This is a genomic window from Serratia sp. BNK-4 (genome assembly GCF_048685115.1).
Lineage (GTDB): Bacteria > Pseudomonadota > Gammaproteobacteria > Enterobacterales > Enterobacteriaceae > Serratia > Serratia bockelmannii.
Genome location: NZ_JBLQTM010000001.1, coordinates 2,994,964 through 3,010,429 on the forward strand (window position 1 = coordinate 2,994,964; position 15,466 = coordinate 3,010,429).

12 protein-coding genes are annotated in these 15,466 nt (G+C 62.4%); 3 read left to right on the plus strand and 9 right to left on the minus strand.

Annotated elements, in window-relative coordinates:
• Positions 1–3: 3 nt before the first annotated feature.
• From ACMGGW_RS14390 to ssuD, 8 genes are all read right to left on the minus strand, one after another.
• Positions 4–1,221 (minus strand): acyl-CoA dehydrogenase family protein, encoded by a 1,218-nt coding sequence (locus tag ACMGGW_RS14390; RefSeq protein ID WP_015378415.1) that lies wholly within the window; start codon positions 1,219–1,221, stop codon positions 4–6.
• Between the two features lie 17 nt (positions 1,222–1,238).
• The gene (locus ACMGGW_RS14395) at positions 1,239–2,672 is read right to left on the minus strand and encodes an MFS transporter (RefSeq protein ID WP_016927112.1); all 1,434 of its coding nucleotides are present in this window, start codon (positions 2,670–2,672) and stop codon (positions 1,239–1,241) included.
• Between the two features lie 183 nt (positions 2,673–2,855).
• Positions 2,856–3,731 (minus strand): MetQ/NlpA family ABC transporter substrate-binding protein, encoded by an 876-nt coding sequence (locus ACMGGW_RS14400; protein ID WP_197832557.1) that lies wholly within the window; start codon positions 3,729–3,731, stop codon positions 2,856–2,858.
• A 2-nt stretch (positions 3,732–3,733) separates the two neighbouring features.
• Positions 3,734–4,438, minus strand: a complete 705-nt coding sequence (locus ACMGGW_RS14405) for a methionine ABC transporter permease (RefSeq protein ID WP_016927110.1) — start codon at positions 4,436–4,438, stop codon at positions 3,734–3,736.
• On the minus strand, positions 4,435–5,454 hold the full coding sequence (locus tag ACMGGW_RS14410) for an ATP-binding cassette domain-containing protein (protein ID WP_197832556.1): 1,020 nt from the start codon (positions 5,452–5,454) through the stop codon (positions 4,435–4,437). The genes ACMGGW_RS14405 and ACMGGW_RS14410 overlap by 4 nt, the downstream gene beginning before the upstream one ends.
• Positions 5,455–5,461: 7 nt before the next feature.
• Positions 5,462–6,868: an LLM class flavin-dependent oxidoreductase gene (locus ACMGGW_RS14415; RefSeq protein ID WP_025303423.1), complete on the minus strand. Its 1,407-nt coding sequence runs from the start codon at positions 6,866–6,868 to the stop codon at positions 5,462–5,464.
• An 84-nt stretch (positions 6,869–6,952) separates the two neighbouring features.
• Positions 6,953–8,332, minus strand: a complete 1,380-nt coding sequence (locus ACMGGW_RS14420; protein ID WP_197832555.1) for an FAD-dependent oxidoreductase — start codon at positions 8,330–8,332, stop codon at positions 6,953–6,955.
• Positions 8,332–9,504, minus strand: coding sequence for an FMNH2-dependent alkanesulfonate monooxygenase (gene ssuD, locus ACMGGW_RS14425; protein WP_043143175.1), 1,173 nt, complete (start codon positions 9,502–9,504; stop codon positions 8,332–8,334). The genes ACMGGW_RS14420 and ssuD overlap by 1 nt, the downstream gene beginning before the upstream one ends.
• A gap of 277 nt (positions 9,505–9,781) precedes the next feature.
• Here ssuD and ACMGGW_RS14430 point away from each other — a divergent pair, with 277 nt between their 5' ends.
• Positions 9,782–11,695 (plus strand): aliphatic sulfonate ABC transporter substrate-binding protein, encoded by a 1,914-nt coding sequence (locus ACMGGW_RS14430; RefSeq protein WP_197832554.1) that lies wholly within the window; start codon positions 9,782–9,784, stop codon positions 11,693–11,695.
• A gap of 79 nt (positions 11,696–11,774) precedes the next feature.
• On the opposite strand, the gene ACMGGW_RS14435 is transcribed toward ACMGGW_RS14430, so the two are convergent.
• A complete protein-coding gene (locus ACMGGW_RS14435; RefSeq protein WP_025303427.1) occupies positions 11,775–12,785 on the minus strand; it encodes a GntR family transcriptional regulator in 1,011 nt (336 codons plus the stop codon).
• A 346-nt stretch (positions 12,786–13,131) separates the two neighbouring features.
• On the opposite strand from ACMGGW_RS14435, the gene ACMGGW_RS14440 reads away from it, so the two are divergent.
• Positions 13,132–14,499 carry an amidase gene (locus tag ACMGGW_RS14440; RefSeq protein ID WP_089181073.1) on the plus strand — a complete coding sequence of 456 codons (1,368 nt, stop codon included), beginning with the start codon at positions 13,132–13,134 and terminating at the stop codon, positions 14,497–14,499.
• A gap of 65 nt (positions 14,500–14,564) precedes the next feature.
• A complete protein-coding gene (locus ACMGGW_RS14445) occupies positions 14,565–15,446 on the plus strand; it encodes a polysaccharide deacetylase family protein (protein WP_025303429.1) in 882 nt (293 codons plus the stop codon).
• Positions 15,447–15,466 lie beyond the last annotated feature (20 nt).

Sequence of the window (15,466 nt, forward strand, 5' to 3'; positions counted from 1 at the left end):
GCCTCAACCGCCACTGCCGATTTGCCAGATAAAGGTCGGCGTATGGCGGTTAATTTCCCAGTCACCGATATTGCGCGCCTTGTAGATCACCGGATTATGTGAAGAGAGCGTGCGCGCATTGCGCCAGTGGCGATCCAACGCCTTGCCGGTACGGGTATCTGAAGCGCCGAGCGCATTGAACAATTCACCGGCGGCGCGCTGCACCCACTCCCCGGCGATGACCTGCGCCCTGGCGGCGTCCAGCTCCGCCGTCACGTTAAGCGCCTGCAGCAGCGCTTCATCGCCGGATCGATGCGCCTCATAAGCCTGCTGCAGCGAGGAAGTCGCTTTTAGCACCGTCGCCTCGACCGCATAGGCCCAGGCGCTGATTTGCCCCACCACCTGCTGGATCTGCACGTCGTCCTTCACCCAACCGGCGTTGCCGTGGCTATAGATCCTTTTACGTTGCCTCACGCCCTCGCCGACGTCTCGCAGCACCGCGCGGCCGATCCCCGCCAGCGTCGCCAGCAACACATGCTGATAGAACGCAGTTTGGTAGCGGAAGCGCTCGGCAAAGTCATAGACGTGCGCCTGCTCGACCTGCGCATCAATAAAACGCGTGGTGCCGCTGCCGGTAGTGCGTTGGCCAAATCCGTCCCAGTCGTCGTCGCGCTCTACGCCCGGCTGGGCGACGTTAACCAAAGCGATCACCGGGCCGCCGCTGTCGCTGCGCTCGGCATACACGTCGATCCAATCGGCAAACAGACTGCCGGTGCTGTAAAATTTCTCGCCGTTGAGCGACCAGCCGTCGGCCTGCGGCGTTACCCGGGTATTGACCTGCCCCAGCTTCACGCCGCCGATCTCGGTCCAACCGCTGCCGACCAGCTCGCCGTCGAGAAAGCGTTCGAACCAGCGATCGCGCTCCGGGCCGTCCGGCGCGTTCAGCCGATCTTCCACGAAGGCGAAATGCGCCCGCAGCGCCTGCGGCAGGTTAGAGTCCGCCTCCGCCAGTTCGGCCAGCAGTTCGAACAGCTGCGGCAACGAAGCGCCGTCGCCGCCCTTTTCACGCGGGATGCGCACCCTGCCGAACCCCGCCTCTTTCAGCCAACGGATCGGTTCATGCGGCAGCGTGCGCGACAGCTCGCGCTCCACCGCCCCGGCGGCGATTTCGGCGAAGATCGGCCGAAAACGCGCGGCCAGCTGTGCGTAGTCTGCTCCGGTGGATAACAGGTGTTGCGTCATGTCAGTGTCCTCTGTGGTTAAGCGCGATCGGCCAGATCGTCGATATCGCGCGCCGTCGGTTCGAAGCGAATGATCAGCAGGAAGACGATGGGGATCGCCGCCGCCAGTGAAACAATCCAAAACATGTCGGTGCCGAAGCGCGCCTGCAAAATCGGCAGAATAAACAGCGCCAGCGCGCTGCCGATACCGGACAGCGAACGGCCGAAACCGACGCCGGTGGCGCGGATCGCCGTCGGGTAAGAGAGCGCCGGGTAAATCATCATCTGCGCGCCGGGGCCGAAGCCTTCGGCGAACAGCCATAGGCCCAACATCAGGATCGCCAGCCCAACGCCGAACGCCGCCTGCGGATGCCCGATCAACGCCAGGGCAATCAGCGCGATAAACTGCAGCGCAAATCCGGCGATCGCCACGTGGCGCGACGGATACTTCCATGCCAGACGCATGCCGAGCAGGCCACCGGTAAAAGCGAACAGCACGTTCAGCCCGAGCGAAGCGGAGATAGTTTCAAACACCCCGGCGCCGAGAAACTGCGCCAGAATCGACGGCAGAAAGAAGGCGATGGCGGTGTATTCAAAGGAAATGCAAACGTTCATCACGCTGGCGACCAGCGTGCGCTCGCGGTACGGCTTGCGGAACAGCACGCGGAAGCTGACCTTCGGCGGCGCCGCCGGTTGGGCGGCGTCAGGTTCCGCCTCATGGGCGGCAATGCCGTATGACTCGCGCAGGATGCGCGCCGCCTCTTTCAGATCGCCCTGGTTAGCGGCCCACAGCGGCGACTCGTTCATAAACTTGCTGCGCACCATGATGATCAGCAACGCCGGCACGGCGCCGAAAATCAACGAGGCGCGCCACAGCCAGTTCGCATATTCGGCCGGCAATAGAAAATAGAGCGCAAAGATGATCAGAAAACACACCGACGAAGCGGCGTACCACATCGGGCACCAGGCCGCCAGGCGCGACGCCTTGTTGGCCTTGCCGGTGAATTTGGAGAATTCGGCCAGATAGGCCATCGCCACCGGCAAATCAATGCCGACGCCGATCCCCATCAAAAAGCGCGCGCCGATCAGCACCCAGACGTTGGGCGCCAGCCCGGCGGCGATGGCGGAAACCACAAAAAACAGCATATCGGCCATAAACACCTGATAGCGGCCGTACTTATCGGTCAACCAGCCGCCGACCAGGTTGCCGAGAATGGTCCCTACCATGATCGAAGAAGTTACCACCCCGGTCAGCAGCGGGCTGAGGCTGAATTCACGCACCACGTCATCGATGCCGTAAGACAGCGTGGTCAGGTCATAGGCATCGAGAAAAACACCGCCCAGCGCCAACAGCACGATCATGCGCGCATGGGTATTTTTCTCGCTGCGCTGGTTAATCAAACGCGCCACATCGCTGGCCGAGCCGATGGGCGCAGATAACGGCGGCGCGGTATCGATATTTAAGGTACTCATAGCTTCCTCGTTGTAATTGGCAGGTGACACCTCGTTTATAGGGTGAAAAAATTACGCCGACAAACAACAATTTCTTCTATAAATATCATTAATATCAATAAATTAAACATGGTTGCAGCGTAACAAAAACGCCGAATTAACGCGCGTTAATCCGGTCTTTATCACGGTCATTTCGGGCGGGGATTATTCTGCCGATACCGGCACCAGCACGCCTTTCACCAGCGGGTCGTCGGTGCTTTTCAGCCACGCCTGCAACCTGGGATCGGCAAACGCCCGCTGCAGCTTGCGAATATTTTCGTCCTGCAGATAGGGCGTGCCAATCACCAGCTGCGAGGCGAAGGTCTTTGGCGCCGGTGGGAACAAGATGCCCTTCTCACGCGGCACCTTGCCGGCGTCGAACTGCGACACATAGCCAATGGCCGCATCTACCGAATTCAGCGCGCGCGGCATGGTCAGCAAATCCAACTCCTTGAAGTTAAAATGGCGTTTGTTCTCGCGAATGTCTTTCAGCCTGGCGGTGCGCGCCTCAATCGCCGGATCCAGCCCGATCAGTCCAATGCGCTGCAGCAGCCACAACGCCTGCCCCTGATTGGCGCCGTCGTTGGGCACCACGATCTCCGCGCCGTCCGGCAACTCCGCGATCGACGTATAGCGGTCGGAATAAATGCCAAACGCCCACTGAAACACCGGCAGCGTCGGGGTCAGCTTAAAACCATTGGCATCTACCACCTGCTTTAGCCACCATTGGTGCTGGTAGATCGTGGCGGCGTACTGCCCCTGCGCCACCGCACGATCGGCCTGCACCGGATCCTGCAGGCCAACCGCCTCCAGCCTAAGGCCGTAATCCGGCGCGATATGGTTGCCGACGTACTCGATCACCCGCTGCTCTCCGGCCATCGCCGGCTCAAAGTGCACTTTCAGCGTGCTGCCGAACTGCACCGTCTGCTGCTGGCCGGCGCTAAAGTGCCAAACCGCGGCGGCGATAATTGCCACCGCCGCGATACCCACCGGCCACGGCCAGCGTTTCTTCTTCACTATCTCAAAATCGTGATTAGGCATGATTAAAAGGTTTCCTGATGATGACGCAACGCGGCGACCAGGCGGTCACCAATAAACTGAATCAGTTGAATCGTGGCGATCAGCACCACAATGGTGGCGATCATGATGTGATTGTCGAAACGCTGGTAGCCGTACACCACCGCCAGATAGCCGATGCCGCCCGCGCCAATGGTGCCGGCGATGGCCGAATACTCGATCATCGAGATGACGTTCAGCGTGATGGCGGCGACGATCGCCGGCAGCGCCTCGCTGAGCTGCGCGCGGGTGACTATCTGCCAGATCGAACCGCCGGACACCAGCCCCACCGCCGTCACCTCCGGCGGCAGTTCGCGCAGCGCGTTCTCCACCAGCCGGCCGAAGAACGGAATGCCGGCGACGATCATCGGGATCACCGCCGCCGGAATGCCGATGGTGGTGCCGGTCAACCAGAAGGTGAACGGAATAATCGCCGCCATCAGCACCAGAAACGGCAGCGAACGGCCCATGTTCACCAACCAGCTCAGCGCGCGATTCAGCGCCGGGCGCGGAAACAAGCCGCGCGATGAGGTGTTGAACAACACCACGCCGACGGCGCCGCCGATCGCCACCACAAACAGCATCACGATGCCGACCATCAGCCAGGTTTCGCCGTAGGCCGGCAGCATCAACCGATGGATCTCGCGCCAGGGTGTGTCCTGGCTCATCACGCTGTCAGACAGATTTTTCATACCGCCTCCTGCAAGACCGCCGGCTGTTCCAGCACCTCGGCGAGAATGCCCAACCGCCGCAGCTCGCCCTGCAGTTCAGCCACCGAATGCGAACCGCCGCCAAAACGCACCGCAATCTCCAACCGCCCGGCCAGGCTGCCGCCCACCACTTCAACGTGGCCGCCCAGCAGATCGATCTGTAGGTCGAGTTGGCGGCTGATGCGGCTGATCCAGTCGGTGGCCGCCGGCTGACGGGCGGAATAGGTCACCTGCAGCCGCAACGCGGCGTCAGACGCCAGCGTCTTCAGCGGGAACAGCTGGCGGCCCAGCGAGGAATCGGGCGCCGCCAACAGCTCGCGCACCGGCCCTTGCTGCACAATCACGCCGTCGCGGATCTCGGCCACCGCGTCGGCGGCGTCGCGCACCGCATCCATCTCGTGGGTGATCAGGATGATCGACAGGCCATACCGATCGCGCAGCTGTTTAAGCAGGCTGAGAATGGCCCCGGTGGCGTCCGGATCCAGCCCGGAGGTGGCCTCATCCGCCAGCAGCACCGACGGATTCAGCGCCAGCGCGCGGGCGATGCCGACCCTTTGGCGCTGGCCGCCGGACAGCTGAGTCGGGTAAAACGCCGCCTTGTCCGCCAACCCTACCGCTGCCAGCAGGCTCTTTACCCGCTTGTCGATATCGCGCGGCACCACGCCCAGATAGGTCAACGGCAGCGCCACATTCTGCCAGGCGGTTTTACGCTGCAGCAGCGCGGAAGACTGGAACACCGTGCCTATCGCCCGCCGCTCCCTGCGCAGCGCCTCGCCCGCAAGCCGCGACAAGTCCTGGCCGTTCACCCGGATACTGCCGCTGCTCGGCCGCTCCAGCAGGCTGATGCATTTCGCCAGCGTCGATTTGCCCGCCCCGCTGGGGCCGACCACGGCGGTAATCGATCCGGCCGGCACCTGCAGCGAAACGCCCTTCAGCACCTCAATCCGTCGCCCGTCCGGCGCGCGGTAAGCCTTGTGCAATCCTTCAATCTCTATCATCGCATCCTCACTTGACGCTCAGTGCATCGGCCAAGAGCGCGCCGGCCGGCCAGCGGTAGCCCACCGCCGGGTGCGGCTCTGCCAGGCGCGGCCCCTGATTGAACAATTTTTCTCGCAGAGTGCCCGCTGTGTAGTCGCGCTTGTACACTCCGCGTTTTTGCAGCTCGGGGATAAGCAGTTCCACCACGTCGGTGAAGGTTTCATGGGTAACGGCGTAGGCCAAATTGAAACCGTCAACATCCGTTTCCTCCACCCACGCCTGCAGTTCGTCGGCCACGGTTTGCGGGCCGCCCACCAACAGCGGGCCGAAACCGCCGATGCCGACCCATTCGGCGATGCCCTGTACGGTCCATTCACGGCTGGGATCGGCGCTGGAGAAAGTTTCCACCGCCGACTGAATGGCATTGGTGTGCAGATGCTTCAGCACCTGATCCGGCTGATACTGACCGAAATCGATGCCGGTCCAGCCGGACACCAGCGCCAGCGCGCCTTCGTAGCTGGTATAGGATTTGTATTCCCGCCATTTTTCCTGCGCCTGCCGGTCAGTTTCACCGACGATCACCGTCTGCAGGTTGAAGATCAGGATGCTGCGCGGGTCGCGCCCGGCCTCGGCGGCGCGGCGGCGGATATCGGCCACGGTTTTTTTCAGCAAGGTTTTCGAAGGAGAGGCGACAAACACGCATTCGGCGTGCTCCGCGGCAAATTGCTTGCCACGGCTGGAAGCGCCGGCCTGATACAACACTGGCGTGCGCTGCGGCGAAGGCTCGCTCAGGTGAATGCCCGGCACCTGGAAGAACTCGCCTTTGTGGTTGATCGGATGAATTTTCGCCGGATCGCTGAAGATGCGCCGCTGACGATCGCGCAAAATCGCGCCGTCTTCCCAACTGCCCTCCAGCAGCTTGTAAACCACCTGTAGGTATTCATCGGCGTAGTCGTAGCGCGCATCGTGATCGGTCTGCGCCCGGTGGCCAATATTGCGCGCGCCGCTCTCCAGGTAAGAAGTGACGATATTCCAACCGATACGCCCCTTGGTCAGGTGATCAAGCGTCGACAATCTGCGGGCGAAAGGATAAGGGTGCTCAAATGACAGCGAGGCGGTCAACCCGAAGCCGAGATGTTCGGTAACCAGCGCCATCGGCGTCACCAGCGCCAGCGGATCGTTAACCGGCACCTGCGTCGCCTGGCGGATCGCCGCGTCGCCGCTGCCGTTAAGCACGTCGTAAATCCCCAGCACGTCGGCGATAAACAATCCATCGAACTTGCCGCGTTCCAGCAGGCGCGCCAGATCGGTCCAATATTCGAGATCCTTATACTGCCAGGAACGGTCGCGCGGGTGCGCCCACAGCCCCGGCGACTGATGGCCGACGCAGTTCATATCAAAAGCGTTAAGACGAATTTCACGTTGCGATGACATAGCGAGCTCCACAATTATCTGCCGGCCACGGGCGGAGCCGGGCCGGATGGGGGGTCTTAGGGTGTTAAAAACGGGAATGGACGATCAGTTTGCAGCCGGACATCGCGCCAGCAGATATTGCGCGACGCTTTGGGCGTGTTCCGCCACCTGCGGCAGCCCCATCAGTTCGCCGAAGCGGCCGCGCGCCGCCGGGCCGGCCACCAGCAGGCGCGGGTTGGCAAGGCCGTCGCCGCCGATCGCCTGGCTGTCGGCATTGACCCACAGCCCCAATCCCAGCGGATCGGCGCGCAGCGCCCCCTGCTCCGCCAGCGAGCTGAGCAACGGGCTGGCGGCGATCAGGCCAGCATGGGCCGGACCCGTAGCGATCAGCAGCCGCTGCGCCTGCAGCGCCCGCTCTGCGCCCTGGCGCGGCAGAATCGTCAAACGCACGCCCTGCGGCGTGGGTTCTGCCCGCCGCAAACGAGCGGCCAATACCTGCAGCGTGCCCGCCGCCTGTTGCTCCGCCAGCAACGTGCTCACCTGCGGCGCAATGCGATAGCGGTGCACGTCCCAATAGGCGCGCAGATGCCGCAGAAAGCGCTGCTGTTCGGTCGGCGTCAATGCTTGCCACAGACGCTGGCCCTGGGCGCGCACCTCGTCCAACACCGCCTGCCACGGCACCCGTTGCCCAGCGGCGCGCGCCACCTCAAGGCGCACCTGCCGCACCCCGTCACGCAGTCCGGATGGCGGGGTAAACGACCACGTCGGGTACTCCCCTTCGGCATTGGCACGCGGCAACAAGCCATGACGAGAGAACGCGGTAATCGGCCCACGATGCCCGCGGCGGTGCAACGCCGCCACCGCATCGGCCATCGTCAGCCCGCTGCCGACGATCGCCAACGATTCATCGGGTTCAATCTCATCCAGCGCCCCCTCCGCCCAGGGATTGGCGATTAACCGCGCGTCGCGCGCCAGTTCCGGGGCGATCTGCCGCGGCAGCGCGGGCGGCGGATGGCTGGTCGCCAACACCACATAATCGCCCCACAGCCGTTCGCCGCCGGCGGTGATGACGGACGCGCCCTGTGCCTGCGGCTGCAGGTACTGCGCCCGATCGCGCAGGTGCCGCAAGCGGGCCTGGCCCGACTGCGCCGCCTGATGAAAACGCTCCTCGACATAACGGCCGAAGGCGCCGCGCTGCGGATAGGCCTTACCGTCGCGCCATAGCGCCTGCGGATCGGCCGTCAGCCCGCCGCCCTGACGGAACCAGCGGTCAAAATCCCCCGCGGGCTCATCCGCCAGCTGCATCCTATTGGCCGGGACGTTGATGCGGTGGGTCGGCTCGGTGGTCGAATACGCCACGCCATAGCCCGGCGCGGCGCGCGGTTCGATCACCGTGACATCCACCGCTCCGCGCGCCAGCTGGATCGCCAGCGCCGCGCCGGTGAAACCACCGCCGATAACGATAATATGGGCACGCTTCGCCATCAGCCCTCCCGCTGCGCCGGGCCGGGACGACGATCGCCGCCGATGGTTTCGCCAAACGGGCCGGTATTGATCGTGCGAGCCGTCTGATGAGCCGACTGCGCCAGCGGCAGCAGCGGCATCACCAGCTCGGCGAAGCGGTGAGCCTCTTCCAGATGCGGATAGCCGGAAAGGATGAAATTGTCGATGCCCAGCGCCTGATACTCGCGTATGCGCGCCGCCACCTGCTGCGGATTGCCCACCAATGCGGTGCCGGCGCCACCGCGCACCAGGCCGACGCCGGCCCACAGGTTGGGGCCGATGCGCAGACTCTCGCGCGAGCCGCCGTGCAGCTCGCTCATGCGGCGCTGGCCGGTGGAGTCCATGCGCGCAAAGATCTGCTGCGCCGCCGCGATGGTGTCGTCATCCAGATGCGCGATCAGTCGCTCGGCCGCCGCCCAGGCTTCGTCTTCAGTTTCGCGCACGATAACGTGTAGGCGAATGCCATAGCTGAGTTTACGCCCCTGCCGCTCGGCGCGCTGGCGCACCGCCGCCAGCTTTTCCGCCACCTGAGCCAGCGGTTCGCCCCAGGTCAGGTAGGTGTCGATCTGCCCAGCGGCGATGTCGATCGCTTCCGGCGATGAGCCGCCGAAATAGAGCGGCGGGCCGTTTTCCTGCACCGGCGGGAACAGCAATTCGGCGCCTTCGACGCGAATATGTTTACCGCTGAAATCCACCTTCTCCCCTTGCAGCAGCCGTTGATACACCGTGAGAAATTCCTGTGTCACTTCGTAACGTTCGGCATGGCTGAGGAAGATGCCATCCCCTTTGTTTTCCACCGGATCGCCGCCGGTCACCACGTTGATCAGCAGGCGTCCGTCCGACAGCCGATCCAGCGTCGCCGCCATGCGCGCCGCCAGGCTCGGCGGCTGCAGGCCGGGGCGCACCGCCACCAGGTAGCGCAACCGGCGGGTGATCGGCGCCAGCGCCGCCGCCACCAGCCAGGAATCCTCGCAGCTTTTACCGGTTGGGATCAGCACGCCGTAATAGCCGAGGTTGTCGGCAGCCAGCGCCACCTGCTGCAAATAAGGCAGGTCCACCGGGCGCCCGCCCTGCGCCGTGCCCAGATAGCGGCCGTCGCCGTGGGTCGGCAGAAACCAGAAAACGTTGATGCGCTCTTTCACTGACTCAGTCATTTATGCCTTTCCTATATAACTATTTTCAGTATTTATCGATAGAAAAACTTTGCTTGGTTATAAAAAGAAAAGCAGGATGCATGCCACATTGCAGATTTTAAAAAACCAATAAATATCAATATATTGATGAAATATCGACATCAAAACACTGCTGCATTGGCAGCAGGCAGCGGCGGAAAGCTGTTGCCAATGCAGCACCGTGCGCCTTTTATCCTCTCGCGGCTGCCCATTGGCTGGGATAAGATTTTTTTCCCATCGTCGTAGACAGGAGACGCCCATGTACGATCCCCAACCGTTCGCCGCCGACAAGCCGGTGCTGATCGATCCGGCGTCGCTCGCTCTGCAAAGCGTGCTCGATCGGCTGGCTCCCACCGACGCCACCGTGCTGATCGTCGGTGAAACCGGCACCGGCAAAGAAGTGGTGGCGCGCTATCTGCACCACCACAGCGCGCGCCGCCATCAACCTTTCCTGGCGGTCAACTGCGGCGCGCTGACGGAAAGCCTGGCGGAAGCCGAACTGTTCGGCCATGAGAAAGGCGCCTTCACCGGCGCCGTCGGCACTCATCAGGGCTGGTTCGAAGCGGCGGAAGGCGGCACCCTGCTGCTGGACGAGATCGGCGAGTTGAACCTGTCGCTGCAGGTCAAGCTGCTGCGCGTGCTGCAGGAACGGGAGATCACCCGCGTCGGTTCGCGCAAACCGCTGAAGATCGATGTGCGGGTCATCGCCGCCACCCACGTCGATCTGGCCGGCGCGATTCGCCAACGGCGGTTCCGTGAAGATCTCTATTACCGCCTGAACGTGGCGGCGGTGACTTTACCGCCCTTGCGCCAGCGGCCGGAGGATATTCCGGTGCTGGCCAGACATTTTCTTGCGCTGTACGCCCGCCGTCTGGAACGGCCACTGCCGCGGTTGACGGCGGAAGCGCAGCAGGCGCTGCTGGACTACCCTTGGCCTGGCAACGTGCGCGAGCTGGAGAACACGCTGCATAATGCGGTCTTGCTGAGCCAGGAGGGGGCGATCGCACCGCAGCAACTGCAGCTCACCCATCGCCTGACGGATAACGACGGCGGCAGCGACGACGCCATCGACCGCTTTGTGCAGCGGCAGTTGCAAGGCGACAGCGCACAGCTTTACCAACGGGTGCTGGATGCGCTGGTGCGCAACGCCTTCGAAAGCAGCGGCGGCAACCAGCTGCAAGCGGCGTCGTTGCTTGGCGTCAGCCGCAATACCCTGCGCACCCATTTGGCACATCTTGGTCTGATCAAACCGCGCCGTCGCAGCGCCGGCGCACCCGCACATTCACCGGCCATCGCCGCAGCGTCTCTGCCCGAACGCGAACTGCGCATCGGCTATCAAAAGTTCGGCAACCTCGGGGTGCTCAAGGCGCGGCAAAGCCTGGAACAGCTCTTCGCCACACAGCGCATCAGCGTGTTGTGGAGCGAGTTTCCCGCCGGGCCGCAGCTGCTGCACGCGCTCGACGGCGATGAGATAGACTTCGGCACCACCGGCGAAGTGCCGCCGATCTTCGCCCAGGCACAGGGCAATGCGCTGGTGTACGTCGGTTTTGAGCCGCCTGCGCCGCAGAGCGTGGCGATGGTGGTGCCGCAAGACAGCCCAATACGCAGCGCCGCCGATCTGCGCGGCAAACGCATCGCGCTCAACAAAGGCTCCAACGTGCACTATTTATTGTTGCAGATGCTGGACGAACAGGGATTGACGTTGAACGACGTGCGTATCGTCTACGCGCCGCCGAAGTATCCGCTGTCGGCGACCGACCTGCAGGCGGTAGACGCCTGGATGATGTGGGATCCGCTGCTCAGCGACGCGCAGCGCAACGGGGAACTGCGCGTGATCGCCGACGGCACCCAGCGGGTGCTCAATCAGCAATTCTACCTGGCGCGCCGCGGCTTCGCCGAGCGTTCGGACGATCTGTTGCGGCCGCTGATGCAGGCGCTGCAGCACACCGGCCGCTACATCGCCGCGCAGCCGAGAGAAGCCGCTCGTCACCTTTCCAACGAACTGGGGCTGGCGAGCGCCTCACTGGAACTCGCGCTGTCGCGCCGCAGCCACGAGGTTCGCGCCATGGATTTACAGGTGATCCGCCAGCAGCAAAGCATCGCCGACCGCTTCTACGCCCTCGGGCTGCTGCCCAGAGCGATCGCCGTGCGCGAGGCGGTTTGGCTGATGTGACTCCCTCTCGCCGGAGGCTCCGGCGCGGCGAGATCGGCCGCCCCGCGCAGGCCCGGGCGGAATAAACGCGACCGTAGACCTAGCTTAGCCGCAACAGGTAAGGCGGCAAGGCGGGTTCCGGCAATACCGAAATGACCTTCAGCCGTTGCAAGGTACGCATCTGTGCGCGGCGCAGATGCTCCTGCAACCCCAGCGCAGCCGCGTCGTTAGCGCCCTGCAACAACATCTGCAACACCAGGCGGTGTTCATTCAACATCGCTTCCTCAATCTTAATCCCCAGCATATCGTAGAAAATACGCGTGACGATGAGCGGCGACTGGCTTTGACGCAACACCCCCAGCAGGGTTTTATTCCCCGCCGGCGCCAGACAATGAATATGCAAGTCTTCCTCTACCCGCTCCAGGCTCGCCAGGGAAAATGTGCCTTGTTCCAGCTGAGTCAGGCGTTCCAGGCTGTCTAACACATGCTGGCGCGAGAGATGGGGTGCCGCCTTGAGCAAGGCGGCGGGCTCCAGACAGGCCCGAATTTCATAATGATCGGTGATTTCTCGGGCGGTGAGTGGCCCGGCCAGCCATTGCGCATAGGGCTCTTTCTCTACCAGCCCTTGATCGCGCAGTCTCATCAACGCTTCGCGAATGGCGCTGCGGCTGACATTATAAAATTCCGCCGCGCTGGCTTCATTGACCTGGTAGTGACCAAACACCATGCAGGTAGACAACGCCTCCTGCAAATCGCTGAATACCTTCTCACTCGTGCTACGGGTATCCACCAATTCTTCCTGCGGGCACAATCCCAACACGGCTCGGTTAAGCGGCAAACGCTGCGGCTCTACTTCACCCCCTTCAGGCGTCACGATGAAACCTCGGCCTTCGAAACGCGCTATCAGCCCCTCTTGATGGAGCAGCCCCAACGCTTTGCGAACCGGCACCCTGCTGGTACCGAACATGTCCGCCAGCGGCCCTTCAAGCAATACCAACCCTGCGGGCACCGACCCCGCACGAATGGCCTCATCCAGGGTTTGTCGGATCATTTCATAACGCGCGCCGGCGCGTGTTTCACCGCTGCTTTTCTCCACTCTCGTTTTTTCCATTAGCTCGTCACTCAACCACCGTTCCCCATGGAGTGACTGGCATTATGGCACACTCCCCCCACCAAATTGGCGCTCACTCGTTCTTATCCCGTCATTGCCCTTTCTAAGGGCAATTGCCCCCCGGTATGCACCATAACGGCTAATTTAAATAAAAATACATTTTCAATACCGTGCTAGACCAACGAAAAACGTGCCCCACATCACCATTTTCAGCTTAAATAACACGTTATTTATCATTTCCATCACAACTCAGCACGAATTTTAACCAAGGGTAATGACAACCTGGCATCCAGCTTGCTACCTTAAAATGTATATTTTAATAAAAGATACATTTTAAGGTCATCCTATGAATCACACCCCTGGGCATGCCTTCCCTGATGCCATCCAACTGACGAGCGCGTTTCGCGAAGGAACGCTGACACCGAGCGAACTCGTGGAACACGCTTTGTCATCAGCCGCCGAAGCGCCAACGGTTTTCATCTGCCTGACCCCGGATCGCGCCCGTCGCGAAGCGGCTGAAGCGACCCGGCGTTGGCGCAGCAATGCGCCGCTCAGCGAGCTGGACGGGATTCCCATGGCCGTGAAAGATCTGCTCGATATGGCCGCAACGCAAACCAGCGCCGGTTCCGCGACCCTAGCCACCGCCCCGCCGGCGACACACGATGCGGCGACGATCGCGCAGCTTCAGAAGGCCGGGCTGGTCAGCATCGGCAAAACCAATCTCAGCGAGTTCGCCTATTCCGGTCTTGGCCTCAACCCACATTTTGGCACCCCTGCGCTCTTGGATCGCCACGGCACGGCTCGCGCACCAGGCGGATCGTCCAGCGGTTCGGCCAGCGCGGTCGCACGCGGTATCGTCCCCATAGCCATGGCGACCGATACCGCCGGTTCCGTTCGCATACCCGCCGCCTTTCACGGACTGATTGGCTACCGCAGCAGTAGCCAACGCTATAGTCGACGCGGCGTTTTTCCGTTATCCCCCAGCCTGGATACCCTCGGCCCCCTCTGCCGCAGCGTTCGCGACGCGATCGCTTTCGATCGGGTGCTGGTACCCGCGTCCCATCCGCTGTCGCCCTATCCGCTCACGGGCATGACGCTGCGGGTCGATCCCGATGTCTTGCACGATCCGCACGTACAACCTGCAGTCCGTCAAAATTTGCAGGCTGCTCTGGCGCGCCTGAGCGCGGCCGGCGCACATATTGACGAGCGCCCGGTCGCCATGCTGCGTCAGGCGCTCATCTGGGTAGCCGAACGAGGGTGGCCGGGCGCCGCAGAAGCGCTGGAACAGCATCGGGAACGTCTGCACAGCCCCTTGGCCGAGAGTATGGATCCGCGCGTGCGCAGCCGCTTACTGGCGGCGGAAACGCTCCCCGCCGATCTGCTGGCGCAGTTTTTGCGCCAGCGCGCCGGCTGGCAGCAGCAAATGCACGATGAATTGGCCGGTGCGCTGCTGATAACGCCGACCGTCGCCCACGTTGCCCCTCCGCTGGCCGCACTGGAAAACGACGCTGCGCTGTTTGCCCAAGCCAATCTGGCCACGTTGCGGCTCACCATGCCCGGCAGCCTGCTGGACATGCCGGGGATTGCCATGCCTACCGGCCATGATGGCGATGGTCTGGCGACCAGCGTACTGCTGTCGCTGCCGGCCGGCGACGATGAGCGTCTGCTCCGGATGGCTCTCAGTATCGAATATCGGTTGACGCAACAGAATTAACCCACGCAGGCCGCTGCTGTTGCGGCCGGCTCTCGCGATTGTTCGCACACTCAGGAGATAACAACATGGCTAAAGAAATACTTTGCGCATTCGGCGTCGATGTGGACGCCGTTGCCGGTTGGCTGGGGTCTTACGGCGGCGAAGATTCACCCGACGATATTTCACGCGGTATGTTTGCCGGTGAGGTAGGTGCGCCGCGCTTGCTTAAGCTGTTCGCCGATCACAACCTGCGCACTACCTGGTTTATTCCCGGCCACTCCATCGAAACCTTCCCGGCACAGATGAAAGCGGTCGCGGATGCCGGGCATGAAATCGGCGTGCATGGCTACAGCCACGAAAACCCGATCGCCATGACCCCGGCGCAAGAAGAGGCAATCCTCGATCGCTGTATTGAGCTGGTGACACAATTATCCGGCAAGCGCCCTACCGGCTATGTCGCGCCCTGGTGGGAGTTCAGCAACGTCACTAACGAACTGTTGTTGAAGAAAGGCATCAAGTATGACCACAGCCTGATGCACAACGACTTCCACCCTTATTATGTCCGCGTCGGCGACAGCTGGACCCGCATCAACTACAGCCAGCATCCCGACAGCTGGATGAAACCGCTGGTGCGCGGTGAAGAGACCGATTTGGTGGAGATCCCAGCCAACTGGTATCTGGACGATTTGCCGCCCATGATGTTCATCAAAAAATCCCCCAACAGCCACGGCTTCGTCAACCCTCGCCATCTCGAAGAGATGTGGCGCGATCAGTTCGACTGGGTCTACCGCGAGCACGACTACGCCGTCTTCACCATGACCATCCACCCCGACGTCTCCGGCCGCCCGCAGGTGCTGTTGATGTTGGAACGCTTGATCAAACACATCCAGAGCCATCAAGGGGTTCGCTTCGTGACCTTTGATGAAATCGCCGACGACTACCTGCGCCGCATGCCGCGCAAAGTCTGAAACTGCCGCTTTCCACCGCA

Excerpts from the sequence above, each read along its gene's own strand:
- ssuD (WP_043143175.1), bottom strand. The coding sequence starts at position 9,504 with ATGACTGAGTCAGTGAAAGAGCGCATCAACGTTTTCTGGTTTCTGCCG.
- ACMGGW_RS14400 (WP_197832557.1), bottom strand. The coding sequence starts at position 3,731 with ATGCCTAATCACGATTTTGAGATAGTGAAGAAGAAACGCTGGCCGTGG.
- ACMGGW_RS14420 (WP_197832555.1), bottom strand. The coding sequence starts at position 8,332 with ATGGCGAAGCGTGCCCATATTATCGTTATCGGCGGTGGTTTCACCGGC.
- ACMGGW_RS14395 (WP_016927112.1), bottom strand. The coding sequence starts at position 2,672 with ATGAGTACCTTAAATATCGATACCGCGCCGCCGTTATCTGCGCCCATC.
- ACMGGW_RS14445 (WP_025303429.1), top strand. The coding sequence starts at position 14,565 with ATGGCTAAAGAAATACTTTGCGCATTCGGCGTCGATGTGGACGCCGTT.
- ACMGGW_RS14410 (WP_197832556.1), bottom strand. The coding sequence starts at position 5,454 with ATGATAGAGATTGAAGGATTGCACAAGGCTTACCGCGCGCCGGACGGG.
- ACMGGW_RS14405 (WP_016927110.1), bottom strand. The coding sequence starts at position 4,438 with ATGAAAAATCTGTCTGACAGCGTGATGAGCCAGGACACACCCTGGCGC.
- ACMGGW_RS14435 (WP_025303427.1), bottom strand. The coding sequence starts at position 12,785 with ATGGAAAAAACGAGAGTGGAGAAAAGCAGCGGTGAAACACGCGCCGGC.
- ACMGGW_RS14430 (WP_197832554.1), top strand. The coding sequence starts at position 9,782 with ATGTACGATCCCCAACCGTTCGCCGCCGACAAGCCGGTGCTGATCGAT.
- ACMGGW_RS14415 (WP_025303423.1), bottom strand. The coding sequence starts at position 6,868 with ATGTCATCGCAACGTGAAATTCGTCTTAACGCTTTTGATATGAACTGC.
- ACMGGW_RS14390 (WP_015378415.1), bottom strand. The coding sequence starts at position 1,221 with ATGACGCAACACCTGTTATCCACCGGAGCAGACTACGCACAGCTGGCC.
- ACMGGW_RS14440 (WP_089181073.1), top strand. The coding sequence starts at position 13,132 with ATGAATCACACCCCTGGGCATGCCTTCCCTGATGCCATCCAACTGACG.